The following is a 20,750-nucleotide window of genomic DNA, read 5'->3' as shown; positions in this document are numbered from 1 at the left end:
GGCCGTCGGCACGCGAGATCTGCTTGCTCGTCATCCGACGGTCAACCAACTTACTTGCCGCTGGCCGCGTTGTGCAGTGCGACGACCGCGACCGAATGCGTTCGGGCCGTCTCGGGCTTTCCAATGGCGGGAAGTCCGCCTGCAGTGATGGAGATTCGTTGCTACATTGCACGACCGAGAACCCTCCCATTGGCGTCGCGGAGTCGTCAGTGAGAGACGCAAACGCCACGTCATGTTCGACATGTTCGGACTGCTGCTGATCTTGGATGTCGCTCTGCGGCCAGTGTCTACGACCGCGATGGCATCTGGCTAGGCAGGTGGGTTCTGGCGTCGGTCCCAACTGAATTTGGGAGTCACGTCGTGCCTGAAGCGGTGATCAATTTCGGCGAAAATGACGTCACTTGGGAGGCTGGGACGCGGTGTGCTTCCCGGTTGTCAGTAGGTCGGCGGGATGGTTGTCACCGTGAGCGCGTTCGTGTTCAACCGTTCGTTGGCCTTGGGAGGCGAAGGGAGTATGCCCCGATGATCATGAGCAGAGCTAGGCAGATTACTTGCTCGACAACCATCCAGGCGGGCAACGGGAGGGCGATCAGGACGGCGGCGAATGCGATCACTAGGACGGCAACGACGATGCGCAAGCGGAGCAATGCGCGGGGTTCGCCCCTTTCTGCGCGTCGGGCGAAGATGTAGGTGAGCACAGATGTAGTCGCGACGATTATGCTGCGGACCCACGCTTGTTGCGTGGCCTGTGTTGGGGCGACGACCGAGAGGACCAGCACCGCAAGTACGGTTACGACACTGAGCGACATGTATGTCGCGGTCAGGCGCGTTACGGTCGCTGCTCGCGTGTTTTTCGAGGTGGTGATCATTGTCCTGACTTTCTTCTGTTGTGGGCGCTCGTGGTCGCCCGCTCGACGAACTGCATGATTTCGGAGACAAAGTGGTCGACGTCGACGTCGTTGCTGTTGGCCAGGTGATAGGCCGAAGCATCGATGAGCGCGCGGATCGCGCCCGCGACGATCAATGGATCGAATAGGGTGAACTCCCCACTGCGCTGGCCTGCGGTCAGCAATTCGGAGAGTGGTGTGATCGAATCCGGTACGTGATCGCGATGCTGCGGCGAGTTTTCGATGATCCGTTGGACCGCACGAACATGCGCGGCGTGAGCGCAGATGAACTCGAGATTCGACCGCAGGTCGGTGGCGAGCCGCGTTCCGACCGATTCCGTGTCCTGGAGCCGGCTTGTCATGAACGACCCGCCTTGCTCGTAGAGCGCCGCAATCACGGCCTCGCAGATGGCGTCTTTGGTCTTGAAGTGATAAAGGGCGGTGCCCTTGATCGTTCCGGCCTCGCTGGCTATGCGGTCCACCGATGCCGCCGCGAACCCGTCGCTGTCGATCACGGAAATCGCGGCGGCGACGATGTCGTCGCGGCGGGCCCGTTGTGTGCGGGTCGGCGACGAACTCTCAGATCCCATGATGCAAACTTACCATATGGTCAATATTCTGACTAGATGGTCAGGAATATCGTGTGGGGCGAGGTAGGAGCCGGGTTCAGTATTCGGCCGGCGGCAGTCCGCTGCCGGGACGCCGCCGAACAGGGACCTGGAACCGTTCGAGGTGGGAGCACGGCTTGTCGATGTTGTTTTCGTTGAGGCCCCGAGCATCTCGCCCGGCTCTACGGCGTCGGCCGTATCGAGGTGAAATGCGTTGTCGGCCAGGGAAATCAATGCTGTGCGATCGTGCGTCTGGTTGTGGTGAGATCAGCAAGGCGGCTGACAGGGTTCCTCGATGCACCCTCACCGGTTGCCACATCGATGCGCACCGTCGAACCGACACCACGAACGTCATCGACCACCAGTTCGTCCAGGTACGAGAACAGAACCGTCAACATTGCAGAATTCGGAACGCCAACCGCCGACTCAACCACTAAGTGCCCCAACACTTCCGGGCCAGGGGGTAGCCACCAAACGTGCTTCCGAGGGTGCGATCGAGTCTGCCTGACGGCTCTGAGCGTGAATCCTGGCAGCGCTTTATCGTCGTCGGCGTGTTGCGGTCGCCGCGACTGCCGCGCACGGTGGAGCAGTCATCGTGCTCGGGTATTCCGCTCCTGGGGGTTCCAGTAGTTTCGGCGCAGAAAACAACGGATAGTGCGTCACGAACGTGGAGAGGAGCTGGTGGTGTAGGAGGAGCTTCTTGAAGCGGTGCTGCGTGAGAGATGGAGGATTCTCGGCCCTCCAGTGTCGCCCTGCACGGGGGAGGCACTAAACCACCCTCTGCTGCGTTAGCTGAAGACTGTCGTGGTGAGCGATGAGGGAAAAGGCGTCCGTTGGAGGCGTCAGGTGGGGATCAGGAAGGCGTTGCGCTGAAAGCCCTTGCGGGGGTTCGCTGTTGAAGCGTCGAAATGTTTAGGACGACATCGAAACCTGGGTTTTATCCGACCTTGGGATCAGTCTGGCGGGAACCTGCTTACTGGCCAGATGGTGTCCGGCGTGAAGGTGGCGCGAGCCTGATCTGCTGCTCTTGCGTGGAACGTGAGAAGGCCCGTCCCGATACTTCTGTCCGCGAAGCTGATTCGCGGTCGGAGAGAGGGAGCATCCCAAGCGGAGAACCTGTGAGGCGACTGAGTACCGATGCGGGACGGCGCTGACGGACTGGCTCGTAGTAGCTGGGAAGTTCCTGCCTGGTGCGGTGGGAATGGAGCCAAGGGGCCAGGTCATCCGTGGCTGGTACTTGTTCGATCAACCAGGCGATGCCCTGGGAGGAGTCGCGTGAGTGAGCTGAAGTCGACAGGCAAGCCGTTCGAGATCTCCAAGCGGGAGGTCTGGGAGGCATGGGAGAAGGTCAAGGAGAACAAGGGCGGACCGGGAGTCGATGGTGTGACCATTGAGGACTTCGAGAAAGATCTGAAGAACAATCTCTACAAGATCTGGAACAGGATGTCCTCGGGAAGTTACTTCCCGCCTCCGGTTCGAGCGGTGGAGATACCGAAACAGCACGGCGGCGGCACGAGGACCCTCGGAATCCCTTGTGTCAGCGACAGAGTGGCGCAAACGGTGGTGGCCGCGCACTTGGAGAAGCGGGTGGACCCGGTGTTCCATCCCGACTCCTACGGCTACCGGCCGGGGAAGTCCGCTCTGGATGCGGTGGGGAAATGCCGGGAACGGTGCTGGAAGAAGGACTGGGTGATCGATCTCGACGTCCAAAAATTCTTCGACTCCGTCCGGTGGGACCTGATCGTCAAAGCTGTGGAGGTGCACACCGACGCCTCGTGGGTGGTGCTGTATGTCAACCGGTGGCTTCGCGCTCCGGTGCAGCAGCCCGACGGGACCGTGTTGGAGCGAACCCGAGGTACTCCCCAGGGATCATCGGTGTCGTCCGTGCTGGCCAACCTGTTCTTACACTACGCGTTCGATGTGTGGCTGGTCCGGGAATTTCCGACAGTCGAGTTCGAGCGCTATGCCGATGACGCGGTCGTGCACTGCATCACCGAGCGGCAGGCCCGCCAGGTTCTGGCGGCCTTGCAGGAACGGATGGACGAGGTCGGACTTGCTCTGCATCCGGCCAAGACCAAGATCGTCTACTGCCGGGACGCGAACCGGCGCCAGCAATATGGCGTCACGCAGTTCACGTTCCTGGGGTTCACGTTCAGGTCCCGCACGGCGCGGACCAGGAACGGCGGCACTTTCGTGTCGTTCCAGCCCGCGATCAGCCAGGACGCCCTGAAGAAGACCGGTGCTGATGTTCGCTCCTGGCGGCTTCATCACCGGACCGGCTCGACCGTCGCCCAACTGGCCAGATCGATCAATCCGGTCGTGACCGGCTGGATGCGGTATTACGGAGCGTTCTATCCTTCCGCGCTGCATCCCCTCCTGACGCGCATCAACTCCTACCTGGTGCGCTGGATCCGCTGCAAATATCGGCGGCTGAAACCGGTGAAGAAAGCCCGCCGCGCCTACAAAACCGCGGTCAGGACATACCCTGCCATGTTCCGACACTGGCAGTGGACACCGCATGCCTGGCGAACAGGATGACAAGAGCCGGGTAACGGGAGACTGTTACGCCCGGATCTGTGGGAGCCCAGGGGTGAGATTCCCCTGGGCCACCCGACTGGCTTGACCAGCAGTGATGGCGTGTTGCTGGTGGCGAATGGCAGGATCCGGTCGTTGAGGCCGGTGTTTTTCCCTTTCGGGTTTCAGCCTCGGTGTCGGGGGCTGGATAGCACCTCGGTGGCCTGGTGAATTGCGGCCAGGCCGGGTTTGACGTAGCGCTGGATGCTGCGCAGGCTCTTGTGGCCGGTCTTGGTCATGATGATGTTCGCGGAGATATTGGCGTCGCCGAGGTGTGTGGCGGAGCTGTGGCGGAGTTGGTGTAAGCGTAGGCCGTCGCTGTAGTGGCCGAGCAGGATGCGGGCACGGTCGTAGCCGAGCCGGGCTCGGTGGGTGTGGGGACAGATGTCGCGGGGGTCGGTGGTGGCGCGGCGGTGCGGTCCGGGCCGGTATTCGGACAGAAACAGCGGTCCGCGTTTGCGGCCGGCGATCAGGCGGGGCAGCAGGTGGGCGGTGTCGGTGCCCCAGGTGATCCACATGGTGTGGCCGCCCTTGGCGGTGATCCTGGCCTGCTTGTTGGCCAGGTCCAGGTCCTCGACATTGAGCGCGAGCACGGCGCTGGCGCGGCTGGCGGACTCGTAGAGCATCCGCCACAGGGTTTTCTCCCGCAGCGGCACGTCGCGGCGGCGGCAGAGTCGGTCGATGCGGGACCGCGAGACGGCTTTGGTGGTGTCCTCGGGTTCGCGCTGACGCTCGACGGAGGTCAGTAGTGTCGGGGCGGCCCAGTTCTGTTTGGTGGCGCACCAGGTCAGCCAGGAGCCGACCGCGGCGCGGTTGCGGTTCCAGGTCGCCGGTTTCGCCGTGCCCCACAGCTCGGCCAGCGCGTCGCCGACCTCGGTATCGGCGATGTCCATCAGCGCCCGGTCTGGCCCGAGTACCTCGGCGGCCCGGTCGAGCACGCTGGTGTAGGCGCGCAGGGTGTTGCCCTTGATCTTCGGTGAGTCGAGGAAGGCGTCGATCGAGGAGCGAACAGTCGGCGTGCCGACGCCGCGGCGCCGGGTCTTCAGCTTCGCCACGGTCGCCGTCATGCCCGGTCCTCCTGGATCGACCTACCGGATAACGTGCATCAGTCACGTTGTCGGCCGGTAGACATCCGTGCTGGTTGTTGCCTGCTCTTGTTGGTCACCCTACCGGATAACGGTCCATTATCCGGTAGCTTTTGTTCAGTGACGACTTGCGCATGGACCATTGCACCTCGTGCAGTTGGCCAACCGGGCCCCGCCGTCCCACACACGCTTTCGACGAGTCTCCCGGTTCGTTGGTGCTTGAAATGAAGATGACGCTTCGGGTACTGCGATGACATACTTGCCCTGTTGACGGCAGGTCTGACAAGAGTTCTCGAGGATTGCGTGGGTGTCTATCTTTCCGCTTATATCGCCGACTGGCCGCGTCTCGCTGCGGAGTTGAGCCGGGTCCGGGCCGGTGCTTCCGACCGGAAGCGGTGGCGTGCGGGAGACGCATCGGTCGGCCACTTCCCCTTGGGTTGGGATCGAGACGGTTGGGGCGTCAAAGCGCGGTTCCCGGACAATGGTTGGCCGCTGTACAAACCGCATCGGGAGTTCCAGGAGATCTGGTCCGAGGTCATCGAATGCCTGCAGGGGGAGCACGATGAGCGATGGGATAAGTCCCTGCTGTGGGATGATCTGATCAATGACACGGATGAATTCATCGACGGTGTTTTCGGGGGTGGCATCGCAGTCGACCCCGAAGAGGCGGCGCGATGGGCTTCGTGCACCGAGATCATCGCAGCGTATGCCTGGTTGGCGCATTCCCCGGCACACGTGACCACTTTGGCGCAGGTGTGGCGGCGACTGTCCGGTAAGACCGGCGAACTGCGCCCCTACATCGAACCCCAGTTCGACAGCGACAGTCGCTTTATATCCCGTTTCGAAGAATTCGAGCAGCACCTGCACTGCTGGGCCGTCATCGTCGAGCAAGCGCATCAACTTCAGTGGGGCCTCGTGATCGCACTGGGTTGAGCAGCCGGAAAGCCTTGACGATCGTGATCACCGTAGGTCAGCGTGGCGACAGTCCGCAGTTCACCGCAGTGCTCGGCGGGAGCGCGGTGCCTCGCCTCGGCGAGGGCAGGCGGACGAAGATTCGGGCCGACAATGCCTACAGCTCCCGCGCCAATCGTGGTCACCTGTGCAGGCGTGGCATCAAGGCCACGATCCCGATCAACGCGGATCGGGCCGCCAACCACCTATTTGCCTACTGTGCACCGCAGAACAGATCGCAGATCGCCACCACGATACCGCTGCCGGCCTACAACACTTTGGAATGGAGAGCCCATGGGCTTGGAGGATGAGGAGTTCACTTGCGACGCACCGCCAAGGGGGATGACGCCGAGGGCCGCTCGCGCGTACTGGAGTGAGCACAGTTCCGATTCGTGCCTGCTCGCCGCCGCCGCGAGAGCCGTTCTGGACGGTGAGCCGGGCCTGCCGTGGAGCGAGGTGAACGAGCTGCACACCGTCACCGAATGGGCTGCTGCGTATGCGAATCGTGGCATACCTGTCGCGGTGCGCAGCGGCGGGGGCGGCGTGGATGGCGTGGATCTGGTAGCTGACGATGCCGTGACCGTTGTCCTGGCACCTGCTGGCCTCGCTGCGGCTGCCTACGACGAGGTGGGCGGCTGCATGCCGACCCTGGCCACCTTTGCGCCTTATGTACCGAGCCGGCGCTGGGCGGTCCTGATCGAGCACCAAGACCTGCCCGATGACGTCCGCAGCGTTCTGGGCGAATGCCATATCGATGTGCTGCGCGGCGGAGAGCGAATAGCACTGCCCAGCCAGCATCCCGACGATCTGCACTGGTGGTACGAATGGCCTCGCGGTCGGCCCGGCGAGCTGTACTGCATATCCCTTGTCGTGGTGGCCAACAGCCTGCTGCGCGTGAGCGGGGCACGTCAGTCGCTGACGTTTGACGGCCGCGAGATCGGATTGCGCTACCGGTGGCAGCGGCAACAGTGCACAGGCGAACCTGCGAAAACTCGCCGTCTGCTACCCGGGCACGGCCCGCATCGCCGCCATCAACCAATGGCTCCGACACGGATAAGGGCCGGGCAGGCCACGCCCGCCTCACCCGACCATTGAGACACTGACAGAACGCTGGACATCGTGCACGAGGTTGGAGGCAGCTGATGCGGATCGCCAGATGGGAACGTCGACTGTTGTTGATCCTGGCGGGCAGGCTTGATCAGCCCCGCCTCGACGAGCTGCGGGCAGCCCTGGGGCTCACCCCGTCTGGTCGGTTGACCGATCGGGAGGACGCGCGGTTCGGTTTCCGCGAACTCGGAGACGACGGCAATCCGTCGCTGGTCCTGAAGCTATGGCGGGTCGAGGACGACCAATGGGCCATCAGCGTGGATGTCGCGGCGGGCAGCGAAGTCGGCGAAGACGACATCGTGCGGTGGCGGGACGAGACCGAGGCGGCAGCCACCATGTCAGGACTTCAGACGGTCGAGTGTCGGAGCTTTCCGGCGGAGCGGCGCACCAGCTACCTGACGGACTGGCGAAACGAGGATTGGCTGCGTACTACGAAGTGGGATCTTCCCGCACAGTCCCTGCCGGAGTTGTGGTCGGTGATCGGTGTGCGGGCCTCAGCCTCTTCGGCGGAGAAGCGAGCCGAATTGATGCGGTTCATGGCAACCCCTGCGTGGGAGGCTGCTCCCGGAAGGATCAAGCAGGAAGCCGAGGACTTCCTACGCTGACACTGCATTCAATTGCGGGCCGAACCGTTGCCGACAGCCGTAGCCGTGTGTGCGACCTCCGGGCCACGGCGCGATGACGTGGTCATCCGGCGCGACTAACGGAGCCCGACCACAGCTGACCGGCCCGGCGAATTGCATGTCAGAACAACGTGTCCCGGACCCGCAGTGGCCGGTACCCGGTCGGGCCGAGCTGGGCCAGCTCGGCCTCGACATCGACCTCGATGGCGCCGATGAAGTTCACGTTCTCGCTGTGCGCTGGGGAGATATGGGCCAGCACTTCGTCATCGATCCGGCGTCCGGACCGCCGCAGCTGATCCACCGCCAGACCGAAATACTCTGTTGTCCAAGCGATGACCGAGTTCGTGGCGAGTGTGAGGCACCACGCTTGTTCGGTCTGGGTCTCGAGGTGCCGTGCCCGGATCATGCCTTCGTGGGCGTAGTGCAGGTCCCGTTTGAGCGCGTGGACCGATTCCCCTTTGTTCAGCTGGTGGGCGATCCGCCGCCGATAGGCGGGATCGGACAGATAGTGGGCGGCGTAGACCGTACGGCGTATAGCCCCGTATTCCTTCAACGCCGCGGCGAGGGTGTTCTGCCTGCTCGACGCGCCCAGCTTGCCGACCAGCAGCGACGCGGTGGCGTGCCCGAACTTCAACGACCCCGCCAAACGAAGTAGGTCGTCGTAGTTCTCGGTGATCAGATCCAGATTGCACCGCCGGGTCAAAAGCGGTCCGGCATGCGGGAACCGTGCTTCGACGTCCGAGCGGGGGCCGGGCCGGTACAGGGTGATCTTGCCCAGGTCCCGGATCCGGGGCGAGAGCCGCAGCCCGAGTAGATCGAACAACGCGAAATTGATCAGCGTGACGCCGTGGGTATCGGTCGCATGTTCGGTGATCGGCACATCGGTCGCGTTGCCCAGGATCTCGTCGAGCACGTAGTGTGCCTCGCGGCGGGTGGCGACGATGATCTTGGTGCCGTAGCTGGCGTGCTGATCGGTGACCCACGTATAGGTTGAAAGTCCTTCGTCGGCAAAGAATTTCGTCATCGTCCGCGCGGTCAGCGACTTGCCGCGCGTGGGGAACCGCTGCCCGTCCGAGGAGGACAGGGTGCCGCTGCCGAACAGCGGGGTCAAAGGCAGCCGCTGGTGGTAGTCGATGATCGCCAGGTTCGCCGCCCGCAGCGTGTCTTCCCGCACGTACCATTCCTCGGTCCAGGCCAGCATGTCGTAGGAGATGCCCGTGGCCTCGGCCATACTCGTCAATCCCAGATTGGTCGCACGAGCCAAAAGGACCGCGATCAGGTTGCGTTTCAGCTCGGGGCTGCGGGCCTGCTTGCCGGTGGCGTGGGTGAAGCAGTCCAGGTAGCCGGTGCGTTTGTCCAGCTCGATCAGCAGCGACACGATCGGCGCGAACGGCAGCATCTCGGTCAACTCGGCCTTGAGCGCCACCGCCTCGGCCGGGATGTCCTCCGCCGACAGCGGCGAGATCACCAGATCGCCGTCGGAGTCCAAGCGCACCGGTCCGTCGCCTTCGGCGAGGACTTTCTCCAGCTCGCCGACCGCCTCACCCCACTCCTTGGTCATCGCGGCGATGGCACGGTCCGGGTCGGCGGGTTTGCCGACCAGACGGCAGAACTCCGCGCGCTGCGGCGCCCACTGCTCGGGCGTGAGCAGATAGGAGCCCGGATCGGCGTAGCGCCGCGAGCCCGGCACATACACATCGCCGCTGCGTAGCCCGTCGCGTAACCCGACCAGTACGCACAGCTCCCAATAGTGCCGGTAGGCGGTGGTGTTGCCGGTCTTGCGGGCCTCCTCGAGGTATCCGCGCCACTTCGTCGGAACGAACCCGGCCGGGGCCTCGGCGAAGACCTTGCGCCGGCCGGTCGCGTTCAGCTCCCGCAGCATCGCCACCGCGATCAGCAACTCCGTCGCCGCGGTGCCGCCCGCGAATTTCACCGCCGACAGCACCGCCGGGGTGAACTGCCGCAGATAGCTGTAGGAGGAATCCAGCGCGGCCAGCTGACCGTGATCACGAGGCAAGCGGGGCTTGGCTTGGGCCAGCGCCGCCCGCAGCCGGTCCCACCCGATCGTTTCGCCGCGGATCAGACCACCGACATCCTCATCGGCGATCCCCGTGTCGGTGATGATTTTCAGGAGGTCATCCAGCAGTGCCTGGCGGGCCCCCCGGACTTGCCGCGTTCGGCCAGCGCGTCCTTCATCCGGTTCTCGGCCTGGCTCAGCTTCGCCGAGATCGCCTGATCGAACAACGCCACCACTTCGTCGAGCACGTCGGTGCCCGATTGCGCCAGCAGCGTCAACAGGATCGGATACCGGCGCTGCGGATCGCGACGCTCGAGGGCCTGCCCGGTCAGGCGGCGGCCCATCGTGGCCAGGAAACGACGCCGTTCCGCCGGCAGGACCGACATGTCCAACCGGTCCGCACCCAGATTGCGCAGGAACCCGAGCTTGTCGACCGCGGTCTTCACTCCCGACGCCGACGCCTCCACCGCACCGGTGGTCAGCCACCGGATCCGGGACGTCCCGATCGAGGGATCAATGGTCAGCAGCGCGTCCAGCTCGACGCACCGCTGCGGGGTGAATTCGTGCGCCAACCGGTCATAGGTCTCGCTTTGGGCCTGGGTGCGGGCGTGCGCGACCCGGCGAGCCAGGGTTTCCGGGCCCGGCCGGATCACCTTCGCCGAGATCAGATACTCGCACGCCAACCGGAACAGCAACGTCGGTGAATCGTGTTCGAGCGCCCGCGCCAGCAGGAACTCGTCCAGCTCCTTCAACTCCATCGACCCCGGGCCACGCCAGCCCAGATAGCGCGCCACCAACCGAAGATGCTCGGTGCGGGTTTGGGCCCGCTTGCCATACGAACGGATCTGGCGCGCATCAACTTTCAGCTGCTCGGCCAGCCGCGCCACCGCCACCGGCGGCGCCGCGGACACCTTGTCCGGCACGAACCCCAGCCACGGTAGCGAACACAACGCCACCGCTATCCCGAGGCGATCCTCCGGACCCCGGCCCCGCTCCGGATCCACGAACGCCACATCACCCGGAGCGAGGGTGAAGAACCGGAACAACTCCTCCCGGCTGATCTCCGGGAACTCCCGCAGACGCGCCAGCTCCCCATCCGCGAACACCCGCGTCGCCACGAACCCGAACCTCCACCACGCCAACCCAACTCATCGACGCTCCAGCCAAGCACCAACCACACCCACCCGCAGCCCGAACCAACCAACAGCCCATCACTGCTGGTCAAGCCATATCCGTTGTTTTCTGCGCCGAAACTACTGGAACCGCTCCTGCTGTTGCAGAGTCGCTACACCATGGTCGTCCCCGTGTCGTCGACCACCGACTTCGGGTGTTGGGGAATCCATTTGGCCTCGAGGTGGGCGCAGACGGCCACGATGGAACCGCCGATCAGTTGGATTTCATGACGGCAGCCTCGATCGTGGGGTTCGATCTCATCGAGCTGGACAGGTCCAGCAGGCGCCATCTCGATTTCAACGCTCTCGACTTGCCGGTAGACGACTCTGAGGGCTTCGGGCGCTTTGTCGTTCCATTCGAACCATGCGACAAGCGTCGATTTTACGGCCTCGCGGACGAATTCGAGCTTGACCAGCTTCAGGTCTTTGACGCACCGATCGCCCATGAAGTCGTAGTGATCGGGGTCTGCGGCGAGGTGAGCTGCTCCAGGTGGAAGAACGGCCTCCTGCTCAGGTAGCCGCTCCAGATACCCGCTTGGGTCCAACGAATCCGGTCGGTGTCCCTCTCGACCTTTACGAATCGCACGTGGACAGCGTCCTCAAATGTGGACCGGCTCGCCATCCCCATTACTACCTAAGGGGATAGCAGCGTGGCCCCGAGAAGAACCGATTGTGCCCACACCTTCTCCCCGCTCCAGCCGCGGATCTGCTCCCCGTGGGGAGTGGCCAACCGGTAACTGTGTAGTCGATGTTGGCCACAGGCCGGGCTGTTCATATCCCTCACGCCCGACGGTACTCACGGGGTTCGAAAACGGCCTCTGAGGTGGCGCGGCTGCGCGCAAGCACTGGCTCGTCGAGAGTTCGCTCAGCAGCCGAGTATGTCCGCGAGTTCTGTTAGGCTGCTGACCGCGATGTCGCAAACGGTGTCGGCCGCGCGGTCCGCGGTGCGATCCGGGCCTTTTTCCTGCGGTCGTTCGAGGAACGCGGTGCGCAGTCCCGCCCGCCGCGCCCCGTCAATGTCCCACCCGTGCGCCGCGACCATCAATATCTGTCTGGGGCGGACGGTTAGCAGGTCGGCTGCCGCCCGGTATGCCTGCTCCTGGGGCTTGTAGCATCGCAGCATTTCAGCCGACAGTAGGCAGTCGAACGGTAGATCGGCCCCCTTGATCAGGCTGGTCAGGAGCGCCACGCCACCGTTGGACAGAGCCGATACGGTGTATCGGCGGCGAAGCCGGGACAAGCCGTCTACCGCATCCGGCCACGGTGCGAGGTGGTGCCATGCCAAAACCAGCTCTTGGCGTGCGGCCTCGTCGAAGTCGTCGCCGACGCCGTAGGCGTCAAGAAGGTCGTCCAGAGCTTCCCTGTGCAGCGCATCGAGGTTCCTCCACGGCTGAGCGCCGCTGCTGATCGCGTCCAGGGCTGGGAGATAGCGGTCTCGCCACTCGTCGGTGAACCGGCCCGGCGACACCTCGAGGTTCGTTCGGGCGGCAATCGCCGCGACCTGTTCGGCAACACCGGTGCGCCAATCGACGGTGGTGCCGAAGATGTCCACGGCCAAGACACGAATCTCGGCCAGGCTGGCCGGCATGGCAGAGGCGCTCATTTGCTCAGGTATTTCATGCCCGTGTCACACATAACCGTGACGATCGTCGAGTTCGCGGGGAGCCGTTCGGCCACACGCAGTGCGGCGAGGACGTTGGCTCCGGTCGATGTGCCCGCGAACAGCCCTTCCTGCTGGGCCAGCTGCACTGCCATCGCGGCCGCCTCCTCTGTGGACACCAGCTCGATCGCATCAGCTACCTCGTCGTGCCACAACGGCACGACAAACCCAGCACCGACTCCGTCGATCTTGTGCGCACCGGTCGGGCGCCCCGACAAGACAGCGGACTCGGCGGGTTCAATCGCGACCACGCTGATCGAATCGTCGTGTTTCCGCAGCCCCTCAGCGTTGCCTCGCAGCGAGGCCGCGGTGCCGACGATCTGCACGAACGCGGCCAGCTCACCGTCGGTCTGAGCCCAGATCTCATCGGCCATCGTGTGGTAGGCCGACAGCTGGTCGGTATTGTTGAGCTGATCTGTCCAGAAGCCGCCGGTGTCCGCCGTGATGACCCGGGCCGCTTCGATCATGTCTCGCGTGAGCTTTTCTGTCATCCGGCCCTGGTCGCTGGGAATCACGTGTACCTCTGCTCCGAGTGCCCGCATGTGGGCGAGCTTCTCGGCGGCAAAGGCATCCGAGCTGACGATGTCGAGGCGATAACCCTTGACGGCGCAGACCAAGGCCAAGGAGACACCTGTGCTACCGCCTGTGTACTCGACGACCCTGCCACCTGGTCGCAGTCGACCATCGGCTTCGGCGGCCTCGATCATCGCCAGTGCCATCCGGTCCTTGATGCTCCCGGTCGGATTACTGTCTTCCAGCTTGAGCAAGATCCGAGATCCGTTTCGCGGTCCGAGCCGTCGCAAAGGCAGCAGCGCGGTATTGCCGATCCGATCGAGGACGGTACGAGGCGCAGGAATTGACATGTCCATGTTGATAAGCCTTCACCTGTGATTGGGGGAGCTCTAGTTCAAAATTTGAATCAGACATGGGCTCCGCACCTCGAGAGTGCCCAAAACAGCGGACGCCTGCGGCCGTCAGCCCACGTCTGCGTACCGAGTTCAATTTTTGAACTACGCGGAACAGCATGCCGTCAGTACGCTGCTGGAGTGAGTACTGGTTACGGACAGTTCTGCGCTGTGGCGAGGGCACTGGATGTGCTGGGTGAGCGATGGACACTGTTGATTGTTCGCGAGCTGCTGCTTGGCGCGTCGAGTTTCGGTGAGCTGTGCCGAGGACTGCCGCGGATCCCGCGAGCGACTCTGTCTGCGCGGCTGCGGGCGTTGCGCGCTGCCGGTATCGTCGATGGCTATCGCCTCACTGATGCTGGTGTCGCGCTCTCCCCGATAGTCCGGGAGCTGGCCCGATGGGCTATCACTACGGATAGCGCCGCCCTGGGGGAGGACGATCTCGACACCGTCGCTCTCACTTGGGACATGCGCCGCCGTGTCGACGCCGCCGCGTTACCCGACCGTCGGATCGTGGTCGCCATTGAATTCAGCGATCGGCCGATCTCCGACAGAAAGTTTTGGCTACACCTATCGCGGACCGGCGTAGACCTGTGCCGCGACGACACCGGCGCACCGGTCGACATCTGGCTTACCACCCCGACCCGAGCGGCAACCGAGTGGTGGCTCGGAAACCTATCGTGGCAGCAACTGATGCAACAGCCTGGAGTTCAGCTCCACGGTGACCACACACTGCAGCAACAAATGCCACGCTGGTTCACCCGGTACGTGTTCACCCCTGGCGCTCTCGGCGTGACCACAACCTGACCGTATCCCCGACGACTACGTCAACAGCTACCTAGTGACTGACGATCCGTCTTTGTCTCCCGCGCCAATGTCCAAGCCCCAGAGACAGAATCGAGACTCGTGGATTAGCGTCTCTGGCTCACTATCGGTGGTGGCGACGAAGGGGCCCAGCAGCACAACGCCGCGATTGTGGTGAATTTCAAGTGCAGTACCGATTCCGGTCCAATACTGGCTCTGGAACATCCCTAGTCCTGTTCGGGAAGTATTGGGGCACTTGGTGGTTGATCGGGCGGTTGGTGTCCCGATCTTGCAGTGTTGACGGTTCTGTTCCCGCATAGGGGCGGTGGTCGGTGAATCCCGACGGCACCCACAGCTCGCGAGATGTTGCATCGGTCGAATCTACTGAAGATGGGCGGCCTGGGAAGACAGCGAGAGCGACAGGCTGGAACCGTGAGCTTGTTGTCGCCGAGACCTCTAGTGAAATCGTGGATTTCGAGTCCTAACGTCAGACTGTGGGCACCGGCGGAGCGAGACGGCCGGGCGAAATCGGGCGCGTTTGCCTGATCCGCCCGGCCGTCGTGGATCTGGTGGGGGGTTGCTCGTGGTTCGGGCCCGCCCGCACAACCGGACGTCCTGCTTTTCGGGAGCTTCGAGCTCTGAGGAAGACCATCGCCCTGCGAGTGCGCTGTGATCGCGAACAGCTCATCGGCGGAAGGCTATAGAGCCTCGTAAGTAGAGCGCTGCGCGGCCCCGCTCGGGCGGGCCGTGCGTGACGGCGGATCAGGGTGTTACGCCTGAGGTATCGGCGATTCTTTCGTCTCCTGTCCAGTCGGTGTTGAAACCGGACAGGTGTGGGTGGTACATCTCGTCGCCGGAGTGCTGGGTGAATTCGACCTTCACCCACAGTGCGTCCAGTTCGAACATTCCGATACACGCCTCGATCAATGACCGTGCCAGGTGGGCTCGGGTTTGCGCAGGTCTTCCGCTCCGGATGTCGCACATGATCAGCGCCGAGGGAGTCGGCACTCCGGTCTCGTGGCAGCGCCACACGCCACCCTCCCCTAAGTCGTGCACGGACACGGTGAGAAGATCCATGCCGACCTGCATGATCTCCGCGTATATTTCGCCGACACGTTGCGCGAGCGCCTGCTTGGTGTCGGCTGGGACGGTCAATGGCAGGTCGATTTGGATGGATGGCATCGGGGATTCCTTTCGCTAAGTTTTGATTGTCGAGTGGTCAGCGCGCAGCCGACTCCAGCGCCTGTGCCGCCGCGAACATGAGGTGCTCATCGCCAGCAGAGGCGATGAGTTGGACGGCGGTCGGAAGTCCGTCGCACGTGCCGACTGGAATGCTGATGGCTGGTGTGCCTGTCATGTTCCACGGGCTGGTCAGAGAGAGCAGTGCGGAGCGCACCTCGAGTTCGGTGCTTCCGATGTGCACGCTGCGCGCGCCGAGGGGTGGCGCAACGACCGGAACCGTCGGGAGTGCCAGCAGGCCATAGGCTTGCAGCAGCTCTTGCACTGTCGAGCGCAATTGTCCACGTGCCTCATGGGCCGTTGCGTAGCTCGAGGTCGAGACTTTCCTGCCGCTGTCGAGTCGCGCGAGGACTTCAGGGTCGATCAGATTCCGGTCGTGGTCCAGGTGATGCTGGTGGACCTCGTATGCTTCCTTGCTCTGGAGGGTGGTGAAGACCTCGAACAGGGGCTGGTGGTGTTTCCATCCGGGGAATCCGTGCACCGTGTCGGGGACGAAGCCGACACGTGTCAGCAGGTCGTGTGCCAGTGCTTCGATGCGCGGGTCGGAGTCCGCCACGTCTTTGGCCGGGATCCAGCCGATAGTTAGGGAGTGTGAGTCATCGTGTAGGGCGGTATCGACGGGTCGGTCGGTGAGTGCCCGATAGCCGAGAAGGGCGTCCTCGACGCTGCGTGCGAATAACCCGATGTGGTCGAGCGTGGGTGCCAGCGGGTAGACACCGGAACTCGGGATGGCGTCATATGCCGGCTTGAATCCGACGACTCCGCATAGGGCGGCCGGTACCCGAACCGAGCCGGCGGTGTCGGTCCCCAGCGACAGCGGCACCATGCCCGCGGCCACCGCGACCGCGCTGCCGCCACTGCTGCCGCCAGACATTCGACTGGGGTCGTGCGGATTTCGTGACGGGCCGTGCACCGAGCGGTCGCCGGTGGCCCCGTAGGCAAATTCGTGCAGGGTGGTTTTTCCGATGATGACCGCGCCCTGGTCGCGTAGCCGGGTGACGACCTCGGCGTCGTGTGTGGCCATGCCCCCAAAAGAGGTAGCCGACCCACACGAGGTGGGGAGGCCCGCGATGTCGATGAGGTCCTTGACTGCAACGGGTATGCCGTGCAACGGACCTCGATCGAGACCACTGCTCAACTCGGCGTCGGCCGCGCGGGCGGCGGCTCGTGCCGCGTCGGCGTTCACGGACACGAAAGCATTCACGATCGGGTCGATGCGGGCGATGGATTGCAGGGCGTACTCGACCAGCTCGGCCGAAGTCGTGCGGGCTGATCGCAGGTCATGCCCCAGCGTGATCAGCGACTGGCCGGCGAAGTAGCCGTCGAGCAGCGAATTGGTGGTGGTGCCTGTCATGCGGAGAACCCGGGCAGCAGCCCCAATGCCGGAACGATGAGTGCGCTGCTGAGCGCCATCGAAGCGACATTGCCTATGAAGGGATGGAAATCATTAGGAAGCCGATGTGATATGGCAGCGGCGAGCGGCGGGGAGATTACGGCTCCCAGCACGGCCCCGGCGATGATCGAGGCGACCGTGCCGCCGTAGGTGAGGATCGCGGCCGGGACAACCGACACGATCGGGACGAAGGTGGGAAAGAACGGTCGCGTCGACCACTGTCGATGCCACAGCGTCACCGCGATGGCGGCTGTGAGCACTTGTCCGGTGAGAATGTTCGGCAGCAGGCCCGAACCGTAGGCCGGCAGGCGGGGATTGAGGAGATAGGCCATCACCGCACCCGCGATGAGTCCCAGGCTGGCCCACTCGCTGCCGAAGAACTGCGCCTCGGTGAAATCGGCCAATATTCGCCGCATCGACCAGCCGATGCTGTGACCGACTTGCCGGGGCGCAGATTTTGGCGGTTCCTGTTGACGCAAGTGCACAGGCTGCGGCAGCCAGGGCAGCACCCGGCAGATACCGAAGGCGATGAGCGCACCGATGGCCATACCCCCGGTGACGCCGACCACCGCCGGGAGGTCGAGCCATCGGCACAAGTAGTTCGTTCCGAGCAAGGCCAGCGGTGTCGTGGTGAGGGCCCCCAACCCGGCACCGGTCAGCACGGTGCGCAGGCTGGGGCCATACATCAGCACGATCGTCGGTGATGCCGACACGAACGGGACGAACAACGGCTGCCACGCGTGAGTGGTGGCGACCGTCCATCCCCACAGTAGGTTGCTCAACACCACTCCGAGCAACGCGGCCGAGACGACCCACGGCCATGCGGTGGTACCGCACGCCTGGGTAAAGCCTTGTCCGCGGGCGCCGCGCACCATCAACCAATGCGCGAACCCACCTCCAGCCAGCAGTCCGATTCCCGAGAGCGCACACGTATAGAAGGTCGGTTCGCTGCCCGCCGAGGCGATCCACGCCGCCACGGCGGGCGGATGGAGCGAGCCGTCCCAAACCGTGTAACCGCCAGTCAGGATCGGCAGGTGGCTGCGGGCGGTGTGCAGGAGCACCGCGGACGCCGAAGCCACGATGGCGATCTCGGCGACGAGGGCCGAGAGAGCAAGTGGTCCATGCCGTGTCCACCACGCTGTGATCGTCATGGCCGTCACCCCTTTCCTTACCGGGGCAGCGCCGAGCCGCCGCGATAGCCGAGCATCTGGTCGTACAGGTCGGTGCGACGATCACGATGCAGATCGTTGAGCTGATTCCAGATCGGCGCGGTCCGCGCCGCGGTCAGGTCGACGTCTGCGTAGATGTTGGTGTCCTCCTCCGGACCGGCGATCCGATCAATTGGCCACCCGTTGGTGCCAGCGATCAATGAGTTCCCCATGAATCCCGCGCCACGTTCTTGCCCGATCCGATCGGCGGTAGCGATGAACACGTTGTTTGCATGCGCCGCCGTCATTGTCAGGTAGGCCGCCATGCAGACACCGCTGGCGTCGTAGAGCGGCGGCGGGGTCCACACCCAGCCGGTGGGAATGCAGATGATGTCGGCGCCCATCTGCGCCACGATCCGGGCCGTCTCAGGGAACCAGATGTCCCAGCACACCAGCAGCCCGATCCGCCCAATGCGGGTGTCGAACACCGAAAACCCTTCATTGCCGGGCGTGAACCACAACTTCTCGGTATTCCACAAATGGGTCTTGCGATAGCGGCCGACATACCCGTCGGGGCCGACGAGGACTGCGGTGTCGAACAGTTGCTCGCCATCCCGCTCGACCACGCATCCCACGATGTACAGATCGCGCTCGGCCGCCAGCCGAGCGAACAACTCCACGGACCGCCCTCCCGGAACCGTCTCGGCGTGCGCAAAGGCTTCCTCGCGAGTCTCGAACACGTACCCCGTCGTGGCGAGTTCGGGCAAAACGATGAGACCCGCACCAGCGTCCGCGGCAGCCGTCAACCGCTGCTCCACCGCGACCATATTGGCCTTCAGATTCTCCACCCCCACGCGCGGTTCGAACTGCACCACCGCGACCCGCACCGGGCTGACACTGGTGCTCTTGCTGGCGTCCTGCGGCTCTGGCATGACATCTCCTCAGCTACATTCCCTAAATGTGGTTTCAATTTGAAACCATGTAATGCACACCATAGGCAGTCTGGTTTAAAATTGCAACCAGTTCGAGGAGATGCCTCGGCGAGAATCGATCAGTCGGACAGGGGTAGCGATGCAAGGACGGGGTGTGAGTCACGAACGGGCGGAGTGTCCGGTCGCCAGGGCCGTGGACGTGATTGGGGACCGCTGGACCCTGCTCATCGTTCGCGATGTACTCGACGGAATCCGCCGATTCAGTGAGCTACAGAAGAACCTGGGACTGGCCAGGAACATCCTGTCGGCCCGCCTCCGTGAGCTCGTAGCCCAGGGCATCCTCGAGATCGTCCCCGCGGCCGACGGATCCGCCTATCACGAGTACACACTGACGCCGAAGGGCCGCGAGCTGTTCAGCATCATCGTTGCCCTCAGGCAATGGGGCGAGACATACCTTTTCGAGGAGAGCGAGCCCCGTTCGACACTGCTGGACAACGAGAACCAGCTTCCCGTGAGGCTCCAGATCACCGATGCCGCTGGCCGCCCAATCAGTGCTGCCGACGCGTTCGTGCGGAAAGTTGCCGCGGGCTCGGTCTGAACTTGCTGGAAAGCACCCGCACTAGACCTGAGTTAGAACGATTCCCGCTTACGCCCTCGATGGCGGATGGCGGGCATGAGTGGTGAAGCACGTAACTGGGTGTGGCGTGATCAGAAGAGGGTGTCGCGGACTCGCAGTGGCCGGTAGCCGGTGGGGCCGAGTTGGGCGAGTTCGTGTGCGTACAGCGGGTCCCGGCACAGCGCGTGCAGGGATTCGCCCTTGTTGAGCTGGCGGGATATCTTGCGCCGGTCGTCCGGATCGGACAGGTAGTGGGCGGCGTAGACGGTGCGCCGCAACGCCCCGTATTCCTTGAGCGCGGTGGCCAGTGTGTTCTGGCGTCCGGAAGCCGCTGGAGCGAGGCTCGGCGAGTAAACAACCGACTCGCGGATCCTTGCCGTGGCCGTGATGCGAGGTTGATGATCGCCAGCCACGGGAAACGTTGCGGCCAAACGAATCAGGTGGTCATGGCGATGAATACACTGAGTATCATTTGCCCTTGAATCCACTCACCCACTCCGCTTTCGGAATTGATGTGGCCGAGTGCGCCGGCGTTGACCGTGGAGAGTCCCCATTGCTGCGCCAGCTCCCTGGCCGATTCGGGGGAGCAGTAAGGGTCGTCGTCGCTATAGACGATGAGACCTGGGATCCTTAGCGGTCGCTCATGCGCGGCGACAAAGGTTGACGCTGACGTAGGGAAGGAGGGGGCATAACAATCGGGTGGTGTTACCAACAGCGCACCCTGAATGGGTTTTTGCATCCTGGTGGTAATCCAATGAACCGCCGCCAGGCAACCCAAGCTGTGGGCAATGATCACCACATCGTTGTCGGTTCGGACCTCTCGGTCGATGGCTTTGGTCCAATCGTCAAGGTCCGGCTCGGTCCAGGAGCTTGGTGTGATCCTAGAGGCATCGTCACCCCACCGGTTTTCCCAGATGCTCTGCCAGTGCTCAGCGTCCGAATTACCGATTCCAGGCACTATCACAAAACGCATGAATTATCGCCCATCTCTCCAGGTCAGGGTCCTGAGTGGTATTCCGCTGCAATCAT

Annotated in this window: 18 protein-coding genes and 2 pseudogenes; 7 read left to right on the top strand and 13 right to left on the bottom strand. The window is 63.6% G+C overall.

Annotated elements, in window-relative coordinates:
* Window positions 1-865: 865 nt before the first annotated feature.
* Complete coding sequence (locus VMT40_RS31895; protein ID WP_326362943.1) at window positions 866-1,477, bottom strand: TetR/AcrR family transcriptional regulator; 612 nt, start codon at window positions 1,475-1,477, stop codon at window positions 866-868.
* 248 nt (window positions 1,478-1,725) lie between these two features.
* On the bottom strand, window positions 1,726-1,893 hold the full coding sequence (locus VMT40_RS31890; RefSeq protein WP_326362941.1) for a hypothetical protein: 168 nt from the start codon (window positions 1,891-1,893) through the stop codon (window positions 1,726-1,728).
* 877 nt (window positions 1,894-2,770) lie between these two features.
* On the opposite strand from VMT40_RS31890, the gene ltrA reads away from it, so the two are divergent.
* The gene (ltrA, locus tag VMT40_RS31885) at window positions 2,771-4,033 is read left to right on the top strand and encodes a group II intron reverse transcriptase/maturase (protein WP_326362939.1); all 1,263 of its coding nucleotides are present in this window, start codon (window positions 2,771-2,773) and stop codon (window positions 4,031-4,033) included.
* A gap of 161 nt (window positions 4,034-4,194) precedes the next feature.
* Here the strand turns inward: ltrA and VMT40_RS31880 are convergent, their stop codons facing one another.
* A complete protein-coding gene (locus tag VMT40_RS31880) occupies window positions 4,195-5,136 on the bottom strand; it encodes a tyrosine-type recombinase/integrase (RefSeq protein ID WP_326362937.1) in 942 nt (313 codons plus the stop codon).
* Window positions 5,137-5,457: 321 nt separating this feature from the next.
* Between VMT40_RS31880 and VMT40_RS31875 the strand changes: the two genes are divergently transcribed.
* The 4 genes from VMT40_RS31875 to VMT40_RS31860 all read left to right on the top strand — a co-directional run bounded on the left by VMT40_RS31875 (window position 5,458) and on the right by VMT40_RS31860 (window position 7,817).
* The gene (locus VMT40_RS31875; RefSeq protein ID WP_326362935.1) at window positions 5,458-6,087 is read left to right on the top strand and encodes a hypothetical protein; all 630 of its coding nucleotides are present in this window, start codon (window positions 5,458-5,460) and stop codon (window positions 6,085-6,087) included.
* Between the two features lie 14 nt (window positions 6,088-6,101).
* Complete coding sequence (locus VMT40_RS31870) at window positions 6,102-6,416, top strand: hypothetical protein (protein ID WP_326362933.1); 315 nt, start codon at window positions 6,102-6,104, stop codon at window positions 6,414-6,416.
* Entirely contained in the window at window positions 6,400-7,200 is an 801-nt protein-coding gene (locus VMT40_RS31865; RefSeq protein WP_326362931.1) for a hypothetical protein, read from the top strand. Before VMT40_RS31870 ends, VMT40_RS31865 begins: the two co-directional genes overlap by 17 nt.
* A 77-nt stretch (window positions 7,201-7,277) precedes the next feature.
* Window positions 7,278-7,817 carry a hypothetical protein gene (locus VMT40_RS31860; RefSeq protein WP_326362929.1) on the top strand — a complete coding sequence of 180 codons (540 nt, stop codon included), beginning with the start codon at window positions 7,278-7,280 and terminating at the stop codon, window positions 7,815-7,817.
* A 139-nt stretch (window positions 7,818-7,956) separates the two neighbouring features.
* Here VMT40_RS31860 and VMT40_RS31855 read toward each other — a convergent pair.
* The 4 genes and pseudogenes from VMT40_RS31855 to VMT40_RS31835 form a co-directional block, all read right to left on the bottom strand.
* Window positions 7,957-10,970, bottom strand: a pseudogene (locus VMT40_RS31855) (Tn3 family transposase).
* A gap of 167 nt (window positions 10,971-11,137) precedes the next feature.
* Window positions 11,138-11,470, bottom strand: a complete 333-nt coding sequence (locus VMT40_RS31845) for a hypothetical protein (RefSeq protein WP_326362925.1) — start codon at window positions 11,468-11,470, stop codon at window positions 11,138-11,140.
* A gap of 419 nt (window positions 11,471-11,889) precedes the next feature.
* Entirely contained in the window at window positions 11,890-12,612 is a 723-nt protein-coding gene (locus VMT40_RS31840; protein ID WP_326362924.1) for a haloacid dehalogenase type II, read from the bottom strand.
* An 11-nt stretch (window positions 12,613-12,623) separates the two neighbouring features.
* Window positions 12,624-13,547 carry a PLP-dependent cysteine synthase family protein gene (locus VMT40_RS31835; protein WP_326362922.1) on the bottom strand — a complete coding sequence of 308 codons (924 nt, stop codon included), beginning with the start codon at window positions 13,545-13,547 and terminating at the stop codon, window positions 12,624-12,626.
* A 213-nt stretch (window positions 13,548-13,760) separates the two neighbouring features.
* Here VMT40_RS31835 and VMT40_RS31830 point away from each other — a divergent pair, with 213 nt between their 5' ends.
* Window positions 13,761-14,396: a winged helix-turn-helix transcriptional regulator gene (locus VMT40_RS31830; protein WP_326362921.1), complete on the top strand. Its 636-nt coding sequence runs from the start codon at window positions 13,761-13,763 to the stop codon at window positions 14,394-14,396.
* A 759-nt stretch (window positions 14,397-15,155) separates the two neighbouring features.
* Here VMT40_RS31830 and VMT40_RS31825 read toward each other — a convergent pair.
* From VMT40_RS31825 to VMT40_RS31810, 4 genes are read right to left on the bottom strand one after another with little or no spacing between them, the layout of a single operon-like run.
* Complete coding sequence (locus VMT40_RS31825) at window positions 15,156-15,575, bottom strand: tautomerase family protein (protein WP_326362920.1); 420 nt, start codon at window positions 15,573-15,575, stop codon at window positions 15,156-15,158.
* Between the two features lie 37 nt (window positions 15,576-15,612).
* On the bottom strand, window positions 15,613-16,986 hold the full coding sequence (locus VMT40_RS31820; RefSeq protein ID WP_326362918.1) for an amidase: 1,374 nt from the start codon (window positions 16,984-16,986) through the stop codon (window positions 15,613-15,615).
* Window positions 16,983-18,176 carry a hypothetical protein gene (locus VMT40_RS31815; protein WP_326362917.1) on the bottom strand — a complete coding sequence of 398 codons (1,194 nt, stop codon included), beginning with the start codon at window positions 18,174-18,176 and terminating at the stop codon, window positions 16,983-16,985. Before VMT40_RS31815 ends, VMT40_RS31820 begins: the two co-directional genes overlap by 4 nt.
* A gap of 17 nt (window positions 18,177-18,193) precedes the next feature.
* The gene (locus VMT40_RS31810; RefSeq protein ID WP_326362916.1) at window positions 18,194-19,060 is read right to left on the bottom strand and encodes a nitrilase family protein; all 867 of its coding nucleotides are present in this window, start codon (window positions 19,058-19,060) and stop codon (window positions 18,194-18,196) included.
* A gap of 199 nt (window positions 19,061-19,259) precedes the next feature.
* On the opposite strand from VMT40_RS31810, the gene VMT40_RS31805 reads away from it, so the two are divergent.
* Window positions 19,260-19,703 (top strand): winged helix-turn-helix transcriptional regulator, encoded by a 444-nt coding sequence (locus VMT40_RS31805; protein ID WP_442790089.1) that lies wholly within the window; start codon window positions 19,260-19,262, stop codon window positions 19,701-19,703.
* A 110-nt stretch (window positions 19,704-19,813) separates the two neighbouring features.
* Here VMT40_RS31805 and VMT40_RS31800 read toward each other — a convergent pair.
* Both VMT40_RS31800 and VMT40_RS31795 read right to left on the bottom strand, forming a co-directional pair.
* Window positions 19,814-20,053, bottom strand: a pseudogene (locus VMT40_RS31800) (Tn3 family transposase); the annotation flags it as partial.
* A gap of 104 nt (window positions 20,054-20,157) precedes the next feature.
* Window positions 20,158-20,694, bottom strand: a complete 537-nt coding sequence (locus VMT40_RS31795; protein ID WP_326362911.1) for an RBBP9/YdeN family alpha/beta hydrolase — start codon at window positions 20,692-20,694, stop codon at window positions 20,158-20,160.
* Window positions 20,695-20,750 lie beyond the last annotated feature (56 nt).

Source organism: Nocardia sp. CDC160 (assembly GCF_035818795.1).
Taxonomy (GTDB): Bacteria; Actinomycetota; Actinomycetes; order Mycobacteriales; family Mycobacteriaceae; genus Nocardia.
The sequence above is the reverse complement of the archived record's forward strand: the minus strand, read 5'-3'. Positions and strand labels throughout refer to the sequence as shown.

What these genes read in the sequence shown, in the direction of transcription:
- VMT40_RS31895 (WP_326362943.1), bottom strand. Translation starts at nt 1,477, where the DNA reads ATGGGATCTGAGAGTTCGTCGCCGACCCGCACACAACGGGCCCGCCGC.
- VMT40_RS31890 (WP_326362941.1), bottom strand. Translation starts at nt 1,893, where the DNA reads ATGTTGACGGTTCTGTTCTCGTACCTGGACGAACTGGTGGTCGATGAC.
- VMT40_RS31880 (WP_326362937.1), bottom strand. Translation starts at nt 5,136, where the DNA reads ATGACGGCGACCGTGGCGAAGCTGAAGACCCGGCGCCGCGGCGTCGGC.
- VMT40_RS31865 (WP_326362931.1), top strand. Translation starts at nt 6,400, where the DNA reads ATGGGCTTGGAGGATGAGGAGTTCACTTGCGACGCACCGCCAAGGGGG.
- VMT40_RS31845 (WP_326362925.1), bottom strand. Translation starts at nt 11,470, where the DNA reads ATGGGCGATCGGTGCGTCAAAGACCTGAAGCTGGTCAAGCTCGAATTC.
- VMT40_RS31840 (WP_326362924.1), bottom strand. Translation starts at nt 12,612, where the DNA reads ATGCCGGCCAGCCTGGCCGAGATTCGTGTCTTGGCCGTGGACATCTTC.
- VMT40_RS31835 (WP_326362922.1), bottom strand. Translation starts at nt 13,547, where the DNA reads ATGTCAATTCCTGCGCCTCGTACCGTCCTCGATCGGATCGGCAATACC.
- VMT40_RS31825 (WP_326362920.1), bottom strand. Translation starts at nt 15,575, where the DNA reads ATGCCATCCATCCAAATCGACCTGCCATTGACCGTCCCAGCCGACACC.
- VMT40_RS31820 (WP_326362918.1), bottom strand. Translation starts at nt 16,986, where the DNA reads ATGACAGGCACCACCACCAATTCGCTGCTCGACGGCTACTTCGCCGGC.
- VMT40_RS31815 (WP_326362917.1), bottom strand. Translation starts at nt 18,176, where the DNA reads ATGACGATCACAGCGTGGTGGACACGGCATGGACCACTTGCTCTCTCG.
- VMT40_RS31795 (WP_326362911.1), bottom strand. Translation starts at nt 20,694, where the DNA reads ATGCGTTTTGTGATAGTGCCTGGAATCGGTAATTCGGACGCTGAGCAC.